Origin of the sequence: Arsenophonus endosymbiont of Crataerina pallida (genome assembly GCF_964020125.1) — a bacterium.
In the GTDB taxonomy this organism is placed as follows: domain Bacteria; phylum Pseudomonadota; class Gammaproteobacteria; order Enterobacterales; family Enterobacteriaceae; genus Arsenophonus; species Arsenophonus nilaparvatae.
The window spans coordinates 3,281,782-3,297,490 of sequence record NZ_OZ026540.1 but is presented as its reverse complement, the minus strand read 5'-3'; the positions used below and the strand labels follow the sequence as shown (position 1 = coordinate 3,297,490).

Annotated in this window: 13 protein-coding genes and 2 pseudogenes; 4 read left to right on the top strand and 11 right to left on the bottom strand. The window is 37.6% G+C overall.

The window, feature by feature from the left end; all coding sequences use genetic code 11:
• Window positions 1–159: 159 nt before the first annotated feature.
• From frdD to frdA, 4 genes and pseudogenes are all read right to left on the bottom strand, one after another.
• Window positions 160–516: a fumarate reductase subunit FrdD gene (gene frdD / locus AACL31_RS17510; RefSeq protein ID WP_310511890.1), complete on the bottom strand. Its 357-nt coding sequence runs from the start codon at window positions 514–516 to the stop codon at window positions 160–162.
• Between the two features lie 13 nt (window positions 517–529).
• Window positions 530–921, bottom strand: a pseudogene (gene frdC, locus AACL31_RS17505) (fumarate reductase subunit FrdC).
• A gap of 11 nt (window positions 922–932) precedes the next feature.
• Entirely contained in the window at window positions 933–1,667 is a 735-nt protein-coding gene (locus AACL31_RS17500) for a succinate dehydrogenase/fumarate reductase iron-sulfur subunit (protein WP_310511889.1), read from the bottom strand.
• A complete protein-coding gene (frdA, locus tag AACL31_RS17495) occupies window positions 1,660–3,456 on the bottom strand; it encodes a fumarate reductase (quinol) flavoprotein subunit (protein WP_310511888.1) in 1,797 nt (598 codons plus the stop codon). The genes AACL31_RS17500 and frdA overlap by 8 nt, the downstream gene beginning before the upstream one ends.
• 941 nt (window positions 3,457–4,397) lie before the next feature.
• Here frdA and epmA point away from each other — a divergent pair.
• Window positions 4,398–5,378: an elongation factor P--(R)-beta-lysine ligase gene (epmA, locus tag AACL31_RS17490; RefSeq protein WP_310511887.1), complete on the top strand. Its 981-nt coding sequence runs from the start codon at window positions 4,398–4,400 to the stop codon at window positions 5,376–5,378.
• A gap of 60 nt (window positions 5,379–5,438) precedes the next feature.
• On the opposite strand, the gene glpQ is transcribed toward epmA, so the two are convergent.
• The 3 genes and pseudogenes from glpQ to AACL31_RS17475 form a co-directional block, all read right to left on the bottom strand.
• Window positions 5,439–6,515, bottom strand: coding sequence for a glycerophosphodiester phosphodiesterase (glpQ, locus tag AACL31_RS17485; RefSeq protein ID WP_310511886.1), 1,077 nt, complete (start codon window positions 6,513–6,515; stop codon window positions 5,439–5,441).
• A gap of 100 nt (window positions 6,516–6,615) precedes the next feature.
• Window positions 6,616–7,968 (bottom strand): glycerol-3-phosphate transporter, encoded by a 1,353-nt coding sequence (gene glpT / locus AACL31_RS17480; protein WP_310511885.1) that lies wholly within the window; start codon window positions 7,966–7,968, stop codon window positions 6,616–6,618.
• Window positions 7,969–8,488: 520 nt separating this feature from the next.
• A pseudogene (locus AACL31_RS17475) lies at window positions 8,489–9,166 on the bottom strand (7-cyano-7-deazaguanine/7-aminomethyl-7-deazaguanine transporter).
• Window positions 9,167–9,365: 199 nt separating this feature from the next.
• Here AACL31_RS17475 and tusA point away from each other — a divergent pair.
• A complete protein-coding gene (gene tusA / locus AACL31_RS17470) occupies window positions 9,366–9,614 on the top strand; it encodes a sulfurtransferase TusA (protein ID WP_339053448.1) in 249 nt (82 codons plus the stop codon).
• 105 nt (window positions 9,615–9,719) lie between these two features.
• On the opposite strand, the gene AACL31_RS17465 is transcribed toward tusA, so the two are convergent.
• Together AACL31_RS17465 and AACL31_RS17460 are read right to left on the bottom strand one after the other, a co-directional pair.
• On the bottom strand, window positions 9,720–12,086 hold the full coding sequence (locus tag AACL31_RS17465) for a zinc/cadmium/mercury/lead-transporting ATPase (protein WP_310511884.1): 2,367 nt from the start codon (window positions 12,084–12,086) through the stop codon (window positions 9,720–9,722).
• A 144-nt stretch (window positions 12,087–12,230) separates the two neighbouring features.
• Window positions 12,231–12,860: a lysoplasmalogenase gene (locus AACL31_RS17460; RefSeq protein WP_310511883.1), complete on the bottom strand. Its 630-nt coding sequence runs from the start codon at window positions 12,858–12,860 to the stop codon at window positions 12,231–12,233.
• Between the two features lie 105 nt (window positions 12,861–12,965).
• On the opposite strand from AACL31_RS17460, the gene AACL31_RS17455 reads away from it, so the two are divergent.
• Window positions 12,966–13,331 carry a DUF2500 domain-containing protein gene (locus AACL31_RS17455; protein ID WP_310511882.1) on the top strand — a complete coding sequence of 122 codons (366 nt, stop codon included), beginning with the start codon at window positions 12,966–12,968 and terminating at the stop codon, window positions 13,329–13,331.
• Window positions 13,332–13,389: 58 nt separating this feature from the next.
• Here the strand turns inward: AACL31_RS17455 and AACL31_RS17450 are convergent, their stop codons facing one another.
• Both AACL31_RS17450 and rsmD read right to left on the bottom strand, forming a co-directional pair.
• On the bottom strand, window positions 13,390–13,653 hold the full coding sequence (locus AACL31_RS17450; RefSeq protein ID WP_310511881.1) for a DUF1145 family protein: 264 nt from the start codon (window positions 13,651–13,653) through the stop codon (window positions 13,390–13,392).
• A gap of 16 nt (window positions 13,654–13,669) precedes the next feature.
• Window positions 13,670–14,248, bottom strand: a complete 579-nt coding sequence (gene rsmD, locus AACL31_RS17445) for a 16S rRNA (guanine(966)-N(2))-methyltransferase (RefSeq protein ID WP_032115636.1) — start codon at window positions 14,246–14,248, stop codon at window positions 13,670–13,672.
• 213 nt (window positions 14,249–14,461) lie between these two features.
• Here rsmD and ftsY point away from each other — a divergent pair, with 213 nt between their 5' ends.
• Window positions 14,462–15,706: a signal recognition particle-docking protein FtsY gene (gene ftsY, locus AACL31_RS17440; protein WP_310511880.1), complete on the top strand. Its 1,245-nt coding sequence runs from the start codon at window positions 14,462–14,464 to the stop codon at window positions 15,704–15,706.
• Window positions 15,707–15,709: the final 3 nt, after the last annotated feature.

The following is a 15,709-nucleotide window of genomic DNA, read 5'->3' as shown; positions in this document are numbered from 1 at the left end:
ATTCGTGGTTATTAATCCGTATCTGACAGTTAATAATATAGATGAACTGGAACGAGCGTTTGCTACGCCGTCTATCAATTAACCTAGCCAATGCTTATCACAAACAATAAAGCCAGATGGTTTGAAACTATCTGGCTTTTTTATTAGATTAACTTTTGATTAGAGTTTGATGATAGCAATAATAGCAATCACACTAATAATGGCAGCCGCACCATAAAAAATCCATTTACCGGCTGGAATCGCTATTTTTAGATCATGCATGCCATGATGAAGTCGATGCAGTCCACACCAGATAGGTAAAATGATCATTAATAGCAAAAAAATACGGCGAATAAAGCTTTGGCAAAATGTCAGAATGCGTTCATAACTTAACATTTCTGGTGCTAAACCTAGAGGAATAAAAATTGCTAGCAAAAGAATAATAACCGGAGAGATAATTGCACTCCACATACCACCAGCACCAAATAATCTCCAAAAAATAGGTTCATCAGAACGTTTAGGAGGTTGATTCATCATTGTTCTCCTTAAATTATATTAGCGCTATAGCTAAGATAATGATTGTTACTAGAAAAGTGATACCCCAGAGTAATTTTATAATGCTTTCTTGGGCTATTTTTTTATTTTTTATCACGATATTAACAGCTTTAGGCGCCAGTTCGAACCAGGTTTTTGTATGGAATAAAGTTGCTATTAAAGTGAAAATATTAATTAATAAAACGATTGGATTATGCAGAAAGGTACATAATTAAACCAGCTTTCAGGCCCTGCTGTTAACGAAAATAGGCCATAAAGCACGACTAAACTAAACCAAATTTGAGGGATGGCGGTTGCTTCCCGAATAACATAAAAACGATAAAATCCAATCTGTTGCCACCAATTTGATGACATTTCGCGTACATAAGGCTTACGTTTTGTCGTCATTTTTTTCTTCCTTACCTTGGTTTCAACATAGCAATAATAAAATCTTCTGCGCTTGCGGCTTTTCCTTGCTGAATAGCAGCGGCAGGATCGACATGTTTAGGACATACTTCAGAGCAGTAACCGACAAATGTACAGCTCCATACACCATTATCGCTATTTAATAATGGCATGCGCTCTTTTTTGCCTTTATCGCGGCTATCAAGGTTATAACGTTCTGCCAGTGTGATTGCAGCAGGGCCAATAAATTCTGGATTAAGGCCAAATTGAGGGCAAGCTGCATAACACAGACCACAATTAATACAGCCAGAGAATTGATGATATTTAGCCATTTGACTAGGTGTTTGTTTATTGGGACCATCACTAACTTTACGATTATTACCAATAATATAGGGTTTAATAGCTTCAAGACTCTCAATAAAATGGGTCATATCTACCACTAAATCTCTTTCAATAGGAAAATTGCCCAATGCTTCTACTTTTAAGCCATCGGTATAGTCCCGTAAAAAAGTCTTGCAGGCTAATTTAGGCACCTGGTTAACCATCATACCGCAAGAGCCACATATTGCCATACGACAAGAACAACGGTATGAGAGCTCAGGTGCTAAGTGGTCTTTAACATAACCGAGAGCATCTAGTAAAGAGGTCTGTTCATCATAAGGTACTTCATAAGTAACAGAATAGGGGACATCGTCAGTTTCAGGATTATAGCGCATGATCTCCATTTTCAGTTTTTTCATCTTAGCCATTCACCTGCTCCTTCTTTGCTTGCTCTTGTGCTGTTGCTTCACCACCATAAACTCGCTTAGCTGGCGCTAATTTGGTAATTTTCACATCGCGATAAGCAATATTTGGGGCGCCTTGTGAGTTATAATAGGCAAGAGAATGTTTTAGAAAATTAACATCATCACGGACAGTACAACCCTCATCCAGACGCTGATGAGCACCACGCGATTCTTTGCGATAGAAAGCAGAATGAGCCATACATTCCGCTACATCTAGACTAAAGCCTAATTCGATAGTGTAGAGCAGTTGAGTATTAAAGACGCTGCTATGGTCTGTAATTTCAATATGTTTAAAGCGTTCTTTAAGTTCAGCTAGTTTATCCATGGTTTTTTGCATTAATTCAGGTGTACGATAGATGCCACAACCTTCCTCCATTGCTATCACCATTTCATCACGGATGTTAGCCCAATTCTCTTTACCTTTTTGGTTGATCAGTTTGGTTAAATTGGTTTCAACTTCAAGCGATTTTAATTCAATGGCGTTATTATTGGCTGGAGAGACTTCAGTGGCATATTTAGCCGCTTCAATGCCAGCTAATCGCTCAAAAACGACTAATTCTGCTAAAGAGTTAGAACCCAGGCGGTTTGCACCATGTAAGCCAACTGACGAACATTCGCCCACAGCAAACAGACCTTTAATTGATGTTTCACATTTCTGATCCGTTTCAATTCCCCCCATTGTATAATGTGCGGTTGGGCGAACAGGGATAGGATCAGTAACGGGATCGACGCCGACATAAGCTTTGGCTAATTCACAAATAAAGGGTAGGCGTTCATGTAGTTTCTCTGCGCCCAAATGGCGTAAGTCAAGATGCACGACATCACCGCGTGATGACTTTATTGTGCGGCCTGCATGCCACTCATGCCAAAAAGCTTGAGAAACCTTGTCTCGAGGGCCTAATTCCATATATTTATTTTCTGGTTTACCGAGAGGGGTTTCAGGCCCTAAACCATAATCTTGTAGATAACGATAGCCATCTTTGTTGATGAGGATCCCGCCTTCACCTCTACAACCTTCAGTCATAAGTATTCCAGAACCTGGCAAGCCAGTCGGATGGTATTGGACAAATTCCATATCACGTAATGGAATGCCATGCCGTAATGCAATACCCATACCGTCACCGGTAACAATTCCGCCGTTAGTATTATAACGGTAAACACGGCCGGCTCCACCGGTGACCATAATAACGGCTTTTGCGTTAATTTGAATATGAGTGCCCTCCATCATATGGATAGCGACTAGGCCATGTACTCTTCCTTCATCAACCAGAATGTCTAACACAAAATGTTCATCAAATCGCTGGATTTGTGGGTATTTGAGAGAGGTTTGAAATAGAGTATGCAACATATGGAAGCCTGTTTTATCAGCAGCAAACCAAGTGCGCTCGATTTTCATTCCTCCAAAGCGACGGACATTCACTGTACCATCTTTTTTACGACTCCATGGGCATCCCCATAATTCCAGTTGTGTCATTTCGGTTGGACAATGTTTCACAAAATATTCAACCACATCTTGTTCACATAACCAATCTCCCCCTGAAACCGTATCATTAAAGTGATAATCATAGGTATCATGGGATTGAGCAATTGCAGCTGCGCCACCTTCTGCAGCGACAGTATGACTGCGCATGGGATAGGCTTTTGAAACCAAAGCAATTTTTAGATTGGGGTTAGCTTCAGTAGCAGCAATTGCTGCCCTCAAACCAGCTCCACCAGCTCCTATTATGACTAAATCAGCATTAAAGGTTTGCACACTATGCTTCTCCATTACTAATTGAAAATAAACTTCATGTTGTTATGGCATTGTTATTTAATTATGATTAATAATTAACAATAAATTATTATTTAGCAATTTATAACAAATTGTTACCGACAGAGATTTGATTCAGGTACAAGTTTTCTAGGATTTTGCTTATAAAAAGTGAGAGTTAATAGACTTGTTTAAAAATTAGCTATTTTTGATCATAAAATGGGTATAATTAAGTTTATATGTTATCTTATTAACTTAGTGGATTTTGGGTTGGTTTTTATTTTTATTGTATTGATAATGATTTTTAAATAAATCTCAAATAATTACCAGCAGCAAATTTTTGTTGCCAATTTAATAAATAATATGATTTTTATTTAATAAAAATAGCGTAATTATATGCTTATTTATTGATATATAACATTATTCTATTTTGGTGTTTTTTTATATCAATAAAAATATATTCATTGATAATATTTTTATGAGCAATAAGGTAATTTTAGTCATATTTATAATAATTTTATAAAAATAAAAATATTATAAAAATAAAAATATTATAAATAAATGCAATTTTAATAAATAAAAATTTACACTAATCCATTAAAATGATTATTTTTATTAATTTTATAGCTGAAAATAACTTCCAAATGTTCTTAACATATTGATATTATTTGAATTTATTTTTTATGGTTTGATGATTTTGAGTTGAAATATTTTCTTTATTCAGCTAAATTGGAGATCATATAGAAAGTAGTTATATCAACTTATAACTAACGTTAATTATTTATTTCAACTAATTAATATTTTCAAGTTCTCTTACTATTTAACTAAGGGTTAGTTTATTTTTGTTAAAAAACAGAGTGATGAGATTAACGATATGAAAAATTTGTTTATTTGTTTACAGGCGAGTAAACTAGCGCGCTTTATTCTTTTTTGGAGTTTTTACAATGAGTGAGATAGTGAATTGGCAACCGAGCGCGTCTATCAATAACTTACTGAAAAGAGACAAAATTATTGCTGAAATCAGACGTTTTTTCATCGATCGAGGGGTAGTGGAAGTAGAGACGCCTATATTAAGCAAATTCACGGTAACAGATATTCATCTCTCACCGTTTGAAACCCAATTTGTTGCTCCGGTAATTGCTGACAGCACCAAATTGTATATGATAACCAGTCCTGAATATCATATGAAACGCTTGCTAGCGGCCGGCAGTGGGCCTATATATCAGATGATTAAAGCTTTTCGTAATGAAGAAGAGGGACGTTATCATAATCCAGAATTTACTATGCTTGAATGGTATCGGCCTCATTATGACATGTACCGACTTATTGATGAAGTAGATGATTTGTTGCAACAAATTTTGGACTGCCAACCCACTGAGCGGATATCATATCAACAGGCCTTTCAGCGTTATCTAAACATTGATCCATTAGCACTGGAGTCAGAAAAAAAACAATTACGTGATGCAGCAGTGAAGTTGGGTTTAAATAATGCCGAAACAGAAGAAGACAAAGATGTGTTATTACAATTTTTGTTTACTATGGGAGTTGAACCAAATTTAGGTAAAGATAAACCTACCGTTATCTATCATTTTCCTGCTTCACAGGCAGCATTAGCTGAAATTAGTAAAGAAGACCACCGAGTTGCTGAGCGTTTTGAAGTTTATTTTAAGGGTATTGAGTTGGCCAATGGTTTTCGTGAGTTGACTGATGCACAAGAACAGCGAGAACGTTTTGAGCATGATAATCAAATGCGCGAAAAAATGGGTTTACCAGAACAGCCTATTGATGAATGTCTGCTTGCTGCGCTAGATAAAGTCATACCTGATTGTTCAGGTGTTGCTTTAGGTATTGATCGTTTAGTCATGTTGGCGCTGAATGCAGAAAAAATCAGTGATGTTATCTCTTTTTCTATAGAGCGAGCTTAATTATCAGTAAACTAATAGTAATCAGCGGTAAATTATTACCGCTGAATTTATTGCTGGCTATTATTGATGTTGATGCTGTTTTTGCAAGAATTTTACCCCGAGATCAGGGAAATCGGTAAAGGCACCATCGACGTTAGCTTTGTTATAGATAATATCAAACAGCTGTTGACCGTTTTTCACGTAATTTGGTAGCTTATCAATCCGAATGGTATAAGGATGAACGACTAACTTATTTTTGTGCACATCTTTAACCATAGCAGTAAGTTTTATTTTACCAGGTTTGGAGCTTTCATTAATAAGCATGTGGTAATCTGGGCCAATGCCATCAGCATACTTAGCAACTTCTTTCATTGCTCCCGGTTTAAACATCCAATCATAGCTATAATTTGTCCATGTACCGTTAGGCTGCTCTTCATAAGTTTCATGCCAGTCAGTGTAAGCAATTAATTGAACCAGTTTTAAATCCATGCCTAATTTAGGTAAAAGTTCATTTTTAATGCGTTTTAATTCATTCGCATCAAAGCACTGAAGATAAACATTGTCGCTTTTCTTGCTGTAGCCATATTGCTTCAGAACTTCTAACACTCTGGTCGAAATATCCTTTCCTTCTTGTTTGTGAAACCAAGGTGCTTTAATTTCCGGGTAAATGCCGATATTTTTGCCAGTAGATTTATTCAAACCTTGGACAAATTCAATTTCTTCTTGAAAAGTATGAATATGGAAGCTGGATTTTCCCATCGGGAAACGATTAGGATAGGTTTGAACTTTTTTACCATCTTTAATTTCAAAGGCTTCAGTAAATTTGAGTGATCGAATTTCGGGTAAGGTAAAATCAATGGCATAGAAGCGACCATCTTTGCGAGCGCGGCCAGGGAAGCGATCCGCAACGTCTGTAACGCTATCTAGGTAATGATCATGTAATACAATCAGTTCATTATCTTTTGTCATTACCAGATCTTGTTCAAGGAAATCGGCACCTTGCGCATAAGCCATTGCTTTGGCGGGTAATGTATGTTCTGGTAGATAACTACTTGCCCCGCGGTGAGCAATAACGACTTTTGCGTTAGATTGTGCCATTGTTGACATTGACATAACTAATAACATACTAGCAACCAAGCTATTTAATTTTATATTCATTAGTATAATTCTCTTTATTATGAGCGGGGAAATCAGTGATAAAATGAGTTCCCCTTTTTGCCAAGCTTATTAATTAAAGATAACTGATTTATGACATAAATTAGCTATGTTGTTCTGCCATTTCGCGTTTATGCTTGCTTTCACTCAGCATCACGATAAATAATAAAATAACAGAAAGTAAACTACCGCCAATCATTACCATAAAGCCGCCATTCCAGCCAAAATAGTCAACGGTATAACCCACGATAGCACTTGCTGCTACCGAACCACCAAGGTAGCCAAATAAACCGGTAAAACCAGCAGCAGTACCTGCGGCTTTTTTGGGTGCTAATTCAAGCGCATGTAAACCGATCAACATAACAGGGCCATAAATTAAGAAGCCAATAATTAGCATGCAAGCCATATCAATATGAGGATTACCTGGCGGATTGAGCCAGAAGGCAATAGTTGCAATGGTGACTAATGCCATGAAAAATACGCCGGTGGCGCCACGGTTTCCTTTGAAAACTTTATCTGACATCCAACCGCAAAGTAGCGTGCCTGGAATACCTGCATATTCATATAAGAAATAAGCCCATGAGGATTTATCCATAGCAAAGTGTTTAACTTCACGTAAGTAAGTTGGTGACCAATCGAGTACACCATAACGTAATAAGTATACGAAAACGTTAGCAAAAGCGATCATCCAAAGTAGCTTATTAGGCAAAATATATTGCATAAAAATCTGCTTTGCAGTCAGCTCTTTTTCGTCTTTATCAGTATAATCAGGTGGGTAGTCATTTTTATATTCTTCAATCGGTGGTAAACCACAAGATTGTGGCGTATCACGCATTAAAGCAAAGGCAATCATAGCAACAAAAATGGCAGCAAAAGCAGGCATATATAGTGCTGCTTTCCAGTCGTGGAACCATGCCATGCCTAATATAAATAACAACGGCGGGATGCCACCACCAACATTATGCGCGCAGTTCCAAATTGAAACGATGCCACCCCGTTCTTTTTGTGACCACCAGTGAACCATTGTTCGGCCACAAGGAGGCCATCCCATACCTTGAAACCACCCGCATAGGAAGAGCAGCACAAACATAATCATAATGCTTGAGGTAGCCCAAGGCACAAAGCCCATAATCAGCATTACTGAGGCGGATAAAATTAGCCCGGCAGGTAAAAATACTCTCGGATTTGAACGATCAGAGACTGAGCCCATGATAAATTTTGAGATACCATACGCAATTGAGATACCTGATAAAGCAAAACCAAGATCACCTTTAGAAAAACCCTGCTCAATTAAATAGGGCATCGCTAATGCAAAATTCTTTCTAACGAGGTAGTAAGCGGCATAACCAAAAAAGATACCGAAGAAAATTTGCCAACGTAGGCGACGATAAAGCGGATCAATTTGATCTGCCGGAACTCTTTTATTATGTGGTGCTGGCTTAAAAATACTTAACATAATTCCCCTCCGATAGCATTTAAATTTTTGCTATCAAGTAATAAGCAATTGCTAAAACGAAAATGTGAGACGTTATTATTAGGTCTTTTTTCTTAATCGCGCGCTAAGATAACTCATTTTAATGCATATGTCTGCATACGAATGCGAAAATGTTATAAATTTGTGAGTAAACAGACAAAATATATATCGGCGATAGAAATAATTTTTTAATTATTCAAGTATAATTGTGAGCTTTGTCATAAATTTGTTAGTTCTGCTACAAAAAGTCACCATGAATGCTCGTTTTTGTTTCTTAATAAAGATTATTGATTAAGAGTGGCTTATATTGTGTTCGATGACTACTTATTAAGTCGCTATCAGACATTAGATTAAGGTCAACAATTCACCTATAACGGAATTATTGCTGCGCATTCTGTTGGTTACAAGGTATTCCACTGAGTGGATATCGTCACTTTCCACTCAATAGATGGTTTTGTCGCTAAACAGATATTCAATTAGGCAAATTTTGTCTTGATTCAACTTAATTATTATCTGCAGCTAGATAACCATTCTTTTGGTGTTGACCTTGGAAAAAGTAACTTAGAATGAAGTTCAACATCAATCCATAAGCAGGGAGGAAAAATAACATACAAATAAATAACTTAAAGCTATAATCGACTAAAGCAATTTCTACCCAATTGGCCGCCATAAAAGGATCAGTGCTGTGATAAAATGCAATGAAAAAGAAAGCAATCGTATCCAGTAGATTACCGAAAAACATTGCCGCAGTCGGCGCAATCCATCAACGACGATAATTACGTAATTTATTGAACACGAAAATATCCATAATCTGACCTAAAGCGTAAGCCATAAAGCTTGCTAGCGCAATACGGGCAACAAATAGATTAAATTCATTTAGTGTGATAAACCCTTGCCATTGTCCTTGGTAAAAAAGCGCCGAAAGAATGTAGGAGACAGAAAGAGCCGGCAGCATAGTTGCAGCAATAATCCGTCGAGCGAGAGGAGCACCATAAATACGTACAGTTAGATCCGTTGTTAAAAAAATAAAAGGGAAAGTGAATGCTCCCCATGTGGTATGAAAGCTAAAAATGGTAATTGGCAGTTGTACCAGATAATTACTGGAGGTAATAATCAATATATGAAAAAAGGAAAGCCAAATGAGTGCTTTGATACGCTGTTGTGACGTAAATTCGAACATATTATACCTTTTTGGTTAAATGGGGTGAGGGAACCCATGATAATTTAATTTACGCGGTGCATCATACGCCTGAGATAAGATAAAAGCAAAATGAATAATAAAGTTTTCTTATCTATTTTTATTTAATAAATGGCGGGAGAATTTATTTGATTTGTAATATAATTCCAACCTATTGAATAGGCTTTAAAACTAAATACCAATGCCAGATATTTTTACTAACCCTAACCGAACCCTTGATACACAAGGATTACGTTGTCCTGAGCCAATGATGATGATAAGAAAAATGGTTCGTCAGATGGTTGAAGATGAAACGTTATTAATTATTGCGGATGATCCGGCTACAATCCGTGATATTCCTGCTTTTTGCCGTTTTATGGAACATCAATTGCTTGCTGAAGAGATTCAGCAACCTCCCTACCGTTATTTGATCCGCAAGAAAGTTAATTAATACTAAAAGCGAAACGGTGTTAAACAAAAAGTATATTGAAAAAAGAGAGATTATTGAATCATGTCTCTCTTTTTTCAAATATATAAATAATATTTAACAAAGTATTTATTCTGGGTGGCGATCCTTCAATAAACGGAGCGCATTTGCGGTCACTAATGCAGTGGCACCGGAATCTGCTAAAATAGCCATCCATAAGCCGGTTATGCCTAATAAACTGGTCACCAGGAAGATAGCTTTTAGTCCTAAAGCGATAGTAATGTTTTGACGAATATTGGCTCTGGTTGCTCGTGATAACATAATGATCTCGGCTAATCCAGTTAGCCGGTTATGAGTCAATGCCGCATCAGCGGTTTCAAGAGCGACATCCGTTCCATTACCCATGGCGATGCCAACATTTGCGGCCTTCATTGCGGGAGCATCATTGATACCATCGCCAACCATCAGTGTATGGTTGGTTTTACTGAGTGCTATAATGGCATTGACTTTGTCTTCAGGTAACAGCCCTGCCCGATAATCTAAACCAACTTTTTGCGCAATTGATTCAGCTGCCAGTGGGTTATCACCCGTTAACATGACGGTTTTAATACCCAGTTTTTGCAGTTTATTAACTGCATCAATGGCATCTGAGCGTAATGTATCTTGCATAGCAATAACGCCAAGTAGCTTGTTATCGACTAGTACCACAACAACAGTTTTACCTTGATTTTCAAGTGTTTTTACAGTTTGCTGCCATTGTATGGTTAATATATCGTCAGAGATTTTATTCGGTGCTGACACCAGAATATATTTATCTGCCAAATAACCTTCCACCCCAATACCAGCCAATGCTTTATGATTCTGGGCGGGTTCAACATTTATTTCTAGCGCTTGAGCCTTAGCCAAAATTGCTTTTGCTAAAGGATGGTGTGATCCGCTTTCGACTGAAGCGGTAAATTGCAATAGTTTTTCCTCGGTCACTGTTTCAGCGGTTATGATGTCAGTAACTTGTGGTTTCCCTTCGGTAAGTGTACCTGTTTTATCCAGGGCAACTTGGGTGACAGAACTTAATTGCTCTAAGGCTGCGCCACCTTTAATCAAGGCTCCTCGACGGGTTGCTGCTGCCAGAGCAGAAGTAATTGCCGCTGGAGTAGAGATCACTAAAGCGCAAGGACAGCCTATTAACAGCAAGGTTAGACCACGATAGATCCATATGTCCCATGATTGAGCAAAAAATAGTGGTGGAATAATAATAACCAATGTTGCGACTAACATAATAAGGGGCGTGTAAATTTGGCTAAAACGATCAATAAATCGTTCAATTGGGGCGCGGCGCTCTTCAGCTTCTTCAATTAATATCATTATGCGATCGATCGCATTTTGCCCTTGTTCAGATATTACTTTCATTTGTATAGCGCGATCGATAGAAAGTGCGCCGGCTGATACTTTTTCCCCCGTTTTTCGTTCAACAGGTATTGATTCACCGGTTAATGCACTTTCATCAAAACTGGCAAATTCATTCACTAATCCAGCATCAGTGGGTAAACGGCCACCAGGAAGGATTTCAATGATGTCGCCTGGTTGCAGTGTCGAGACAGGGACAGTGGTTTTTACACCATTTTTAATGAGTACCGCTTGTTCAGGAATAAGGGCCATTAAACTACTGATGCCTCGGCGTGCGCGTCCAGCGGCATATGACTCTAATCTTTCTCCTATCATAAACAACAACAGTACCATCGCGGCTTCTTCGCTGGCATTAATGAATAATGCGCCTATTGCCGCAACACTCATCAATGTTTCTATTGCAAAAAAGGTACCTGAGCGTATCAGTTGTATTGCTCTAACTGTAATCGGGTAGAGTCCATATAATGTTGTTAAAATAAAAGCAATTTGTTCTACTTTTACATCAATGAAGGAAATTCCCCAACTGATTAACATAAAAAATATTAAAATAATGATAGGTTTAGATTCACTAAATGGATTATTTTGCCTCTTTTTTGTGGCTGATTCGGCGGCATTGAGGTTATATAATTTGAAGCCCGCTTGTTGCACAGCTTTGATTACATCATCACGAACATCATCATCAGCATCGACAATTAATTTTTCGGTTGTAAACAGTACCTTTACTTGTTTGACATGCTTGACCTTGCTAACGGCTATTTCAATTTTACGCGCGCAGCTTGCGCAGTCCATACCGCTTACAATCCAATGAAAGCGGTGCTTTCCTCTTGAAATAACGGCATTACTTTCCTCAGGCATAAGTGAATGTTCACTTACACAATTATATTGATTGGTATCACTGCATGCCTGCTGATCAATAAGTTTAGTGTTACTCTTCGCAGGATGATGTTCATCATCAGCGCTATTTTTTGCTGATAGCGATACGGTTTTTTTGCTATGTTTGTGACCACTAACTTTCTTTTTATCGCTGCTGTGGCTATTGGTTGTGCAACATTTTGCAGTATGCTTATGTTGTTGATGGGTATGCGCGCACATAGTATCCCCTTTTTAATTCACTCACTTAAAATTTCGTTTCTGTGATTTACTTTACACTTTAGAGTTAACTCTAAAGTCAAACATAAAAGAGGGGATTTTTTGACAAAAAATGCTATTTAGCTGAAAAATGGTTATCAATCCAACTTATAAGTAAAGCGAACGTACAATGAAAAATTGACCAATAAAATAGCAAGCGGTAATTGTTGCTTTAGAAGCTTTAAATGGGTAACGAAAGTTGGCGATAAGCCAAATACTGTTGGCAATAAAAAGTAAAAATGCACCTATCATAATGGAAAAATTATGTTCTCTTGCTAGACCGAAATATTGTTCACCCGCTATCCAAGCCATAATGAATGACATTGTTAGTAGAAAAATGGCCGGTGCGCGTAGTGAACCAAGAGGTGCCCAGATTATAATTAATACCATGACACTAAGTATTAGTAGGATAGTCAGTAATGGCAAGTAGAAAGTGAAATTCATCTGCATAGCAAAACTGATGGTATAAAGTAGGTAGCTTAGAGACAACAAGAAAATAGTCGGCAATAAACGTTCCTTGGAAAGCATTTGCCAGCTGTCAGCAATTAGCATCACCAACAGACCCGCCATGATCAGATAGCCGGCAGCATCAGTAAAATCGGCACTCCAAGCCCAAAATACTAACAATAATAGCGTAACTGGGCGAAACAGCCAGCATTGCCATTGTGGACCGCGATAGGCAGCATCAATATAAAGCCAACTAGAAAATAACACAGCAAGAAATGGCCAACTGATCATGGTTTCCCCACTAACTAAAAAGGTTAATTAGAAATTATTGATCCTATTAGAGGATAGACAATAATAGTTACTAAATATATGAATAATGAAAGCTTGGAAAATATTGTGAATAAATCGGTTATATTCGTTATTACTATTATTATCATTATTATGTTAGCGACGAAACGTTTTTTTGATCAACGTCGACAAGATGTCATTAATGATAATTCTCCGATTATCAGTTATCAAGTTGAGGTCATTGATAAGAAAGATTATCCCTATCCTAATATGCGTTCTCGTCAACGAGAGGTTGTTACTCCGGAAACTTTTCGTTATGAAATTTATTTTCAGCGGCTATCGGCTAGTGAGGTAATAAAGATTTTCCTAAAAAAGGAGAAGGAATATAATGCGATTAAAAAAGGGGATAGAGGTACGCTTTATATGCAGGGAACAAGGTTTGTTCGCTTTCAAAGCAAAGCCAATGCAAAATAGCTAAATTTATCAGCCAATAATGCATTGCCTTTGTAATTACTTGCGATTTTTTTTATAGTTAGTCAGTTTTTTGTCTTTTCTGCCAGGCTAAAAGTTCAAAAACGCCAAATAGAAAGATTTTTATTTGCAGCCAACGAGGATGCTTTTCTGTTTTTGCAAAAGCGGCGTGCAAAAAAATGGCTTGCATGGCATGCATGAAAATCATAAATATCATTGCTACATCTATAAAATATTTTAATGGTTTTGGAAATGGATGGATTAAATTAAACATCATGAATCCCCAAACAAAAACCATTAATAATTTTCCAGCATTTATTAACATGATATTTTCCAACTAATTATTGATTACGAATATAAAGACAGTAAGCGACTTGCCCAGTAACTTTTTTACGATGAAGCTGCCAATTTTTAGGTAACAAGGCTAAATTAGCTTCTGCCTCTGCCTCAACATAGATCCAACAATTTTCGCTTAACCAACCATTTTGTTCTAGTAGCAAGGCTGTTTGTTGCAATAGATCTTTACGAAAAGGCGGATCAAGAAAAATGACATCATAGGCTGTGCCGTTCTGTGCCAGATAGTTCAATGTATCGCTATTAATCACTTGTACATTTTTTGCCTCTAATTTAGCTAGATTGGCCACAAGTTGTGTTGCGACGGAGCGCTCTAATTCAATTAGGGTAGCTGAAGCGGCATAGCGAGAAAGTGCTTCAATAGCTAAAGCGCCACTACCAGCAAAACAATCAAGGCAGCGAGCCTCCTGAATAACAGGCATTAACCAATTAAATAAAGTTTCTCTGATCCTATCTGTTGTGGGGCGTAAGCCCTCACTATCAAAGACAGGTAGTTTACGACCTCGCCATTTACCACCAATAATACGAATTTGGCCACGTGATGCAGATTGTATTTTTCTTGCCATAATTTACATAGTTTAGTCATTACAGTTTGTTAATATAGATGATAATAATACCAATGTTTATCGACAGCATGTACAACATGAAAATTATCGCTAATTTAACATGAAATGGGTGTCAGATATGTGTTGCAATCAAATCAAGTGATACACTGCCATCCTATTTTTATTATTTACATTGGTAACACCATATTTTTACCGCTAGGAGTGTAATGGCAGATGGCTAAAAAGAGAAAAAAAAGTTTTTTTTCCTGGCTAGGGTTAGGATCTGAAAATGAAGTGCAAAAAAGAGAGACAGAGCAACAATCCGAACCGAAAGTAGAAGACAGTTCTGAAGGGGTGACGGATGTAATAGCAACATCACAGCAGTCTGCAAAAGTAGAAAAGGTGCAACCTCAAGTAGCGGAAGAAAAAAACGATCAATGCCAAACAGCAGACATGAAAGCCGCAAAAATTGTTACACCTAGTCAGCAGATAACCACTTTGCAAGACATAGATGAACAGAAAAAAGTACCGCCGATACAACAGCCAAAAAAACCGGCAAAAGAGAATTTCTTTGCACGGTTAAGGCAAGGTTTATTAAAAACGCGGCAGAATATGGGAGTCGGTTTTGTTAGTTTTTTTCGTGGTAAAAAAATTGATGATGAGCTATTTGATGAGTTAGAAGAACAACTTTTAGTTGCTGATGTGGGGCTAGAAACAACACGAAAGATTATAGATAGCCTAACTACCCATGCTAATCGTAAAGAGTTGAATGATGCTGCGATGCTTTATAGCAAATTACGCGAAGAGATGGCCAATATCTTATTTGATGTTGATAAGCCATTGGTTATAGAAAATAAGCTACCTTATGTAATATTGATGGTTGGGGTTAATGGGGTCGGTAAAACCACAACAATTGGTAAGTTAGCCCGCCAATATCAGGCAGAAGGTAAATCAGTAATGCTAGCGGCTGGCGATACATTTAGGGCAGCAGCGGTTGAACAATTACAAGTTTGGGGAGAGCGTAACAATATCCCGGTTGTTGCTCAGCATACTGGCGCAGATCCTGCTTCAGTGATATTTGATGCCATTCAGTCGGCGAAAGCGAAGGGAGTCGACATATTGATTGCTGATACTGCCGGACGATTGCAAAACAAAGCGCATTTGATGGAAGAGTTGAAAAAAATTGTCCGAGTTATGCAAAAACTTGATCAACAAGCGCCTCATGAAGTGATGCTAACATTAGATGCAAGTACTGGTCAAAATGCAATTAATCAGGCTAAAATTTTTCATGAGGCAGTGGGGTTAACTGGCATTATTTTAACTAAACTTGATGGTACAGCTAAAGGTGGCGTGATTTTTGCTATTGCCGATCAGTTTAAGATCCCGATTCGCTATATAGGGATTGGTGAAGGCATTGATGATCTCCGGCCATTTGTAGCTAATGATTTCATCGAGGCGCTTTTTGTCCGAGAGGATTAATAT

Coding starts and splice junctions, on each gene's coding strand:
- frdD (WP_310511890.1), bottom strand. CDS start 516: ATGATGAATCAACCTCCTAAACGTTCTGATGAACCTATTTTTTGGAGA.
- AACL31_RS17500 (WP_310511889.1), bottom strand. CDS start 1,667: ATGGCTAAGATGAAAAAACTGAAAATGGAGATCATGCGCTATAATCCT.
- epmA (WP_310511887.1), top strand. CDS start 4,398: ATGAGTGAGATAGTGAATTGGCAACCGAGCGCGTCTATCAATAACTTA.
- glpQ (WP_310511886.1), bottom strand. CDS start 6,515: ATGAATATAAAATTAAATAGCTTGGTTGCTAGTATGTTATTAGTTATG.
- glpT (WP_310511885.1), bottom strand. CDS start 7,968: ATGTTAAGTATTTTTAAGCCAGCACCACATAATAAAAGAGTTCCGGCA.
- tusA (WP_339053448.1), top strand. CDS start 9,366: ATGCCAGATATTTTTACTAACCCTAACCGAACCCTTGATACACAAGGA.
- AACL31_RS17465 (WP_310511884.1), bottom strand. CDS start 12,086: ATGTGCGCGCATACCCATCAACAACATAAGCATACTGCAAAATGTTGC.
- AACL31_RS17460 (WP_310511883.1), bottom strand. CDS start 12,860: ATGATCAGTTGGCCATTTCTTGCTGTGTTATTTTCTAGTTGGCTTTAT.
- AACL31_RS17450 (WP_310511881.1), bottom strand. CDS start 13,653: ATGTTAATAAATGCTGGAAAATTATTAATGGTTTTTGTTTGGGGATTC.
- rsmD (WP_032115636.1), bottom strand. CDS start 14,248: ATGGCAAGAAAAATACAATCTGCATCACGTGGCCAAATTCGTATTATT.
- ftsY (WP_310511880.1), top strand. CDS start 14,462: ATGGCTAAAAAGAGAAAAAAAAGTTTTTTTTCCTGGCTAGGGTTAGGA.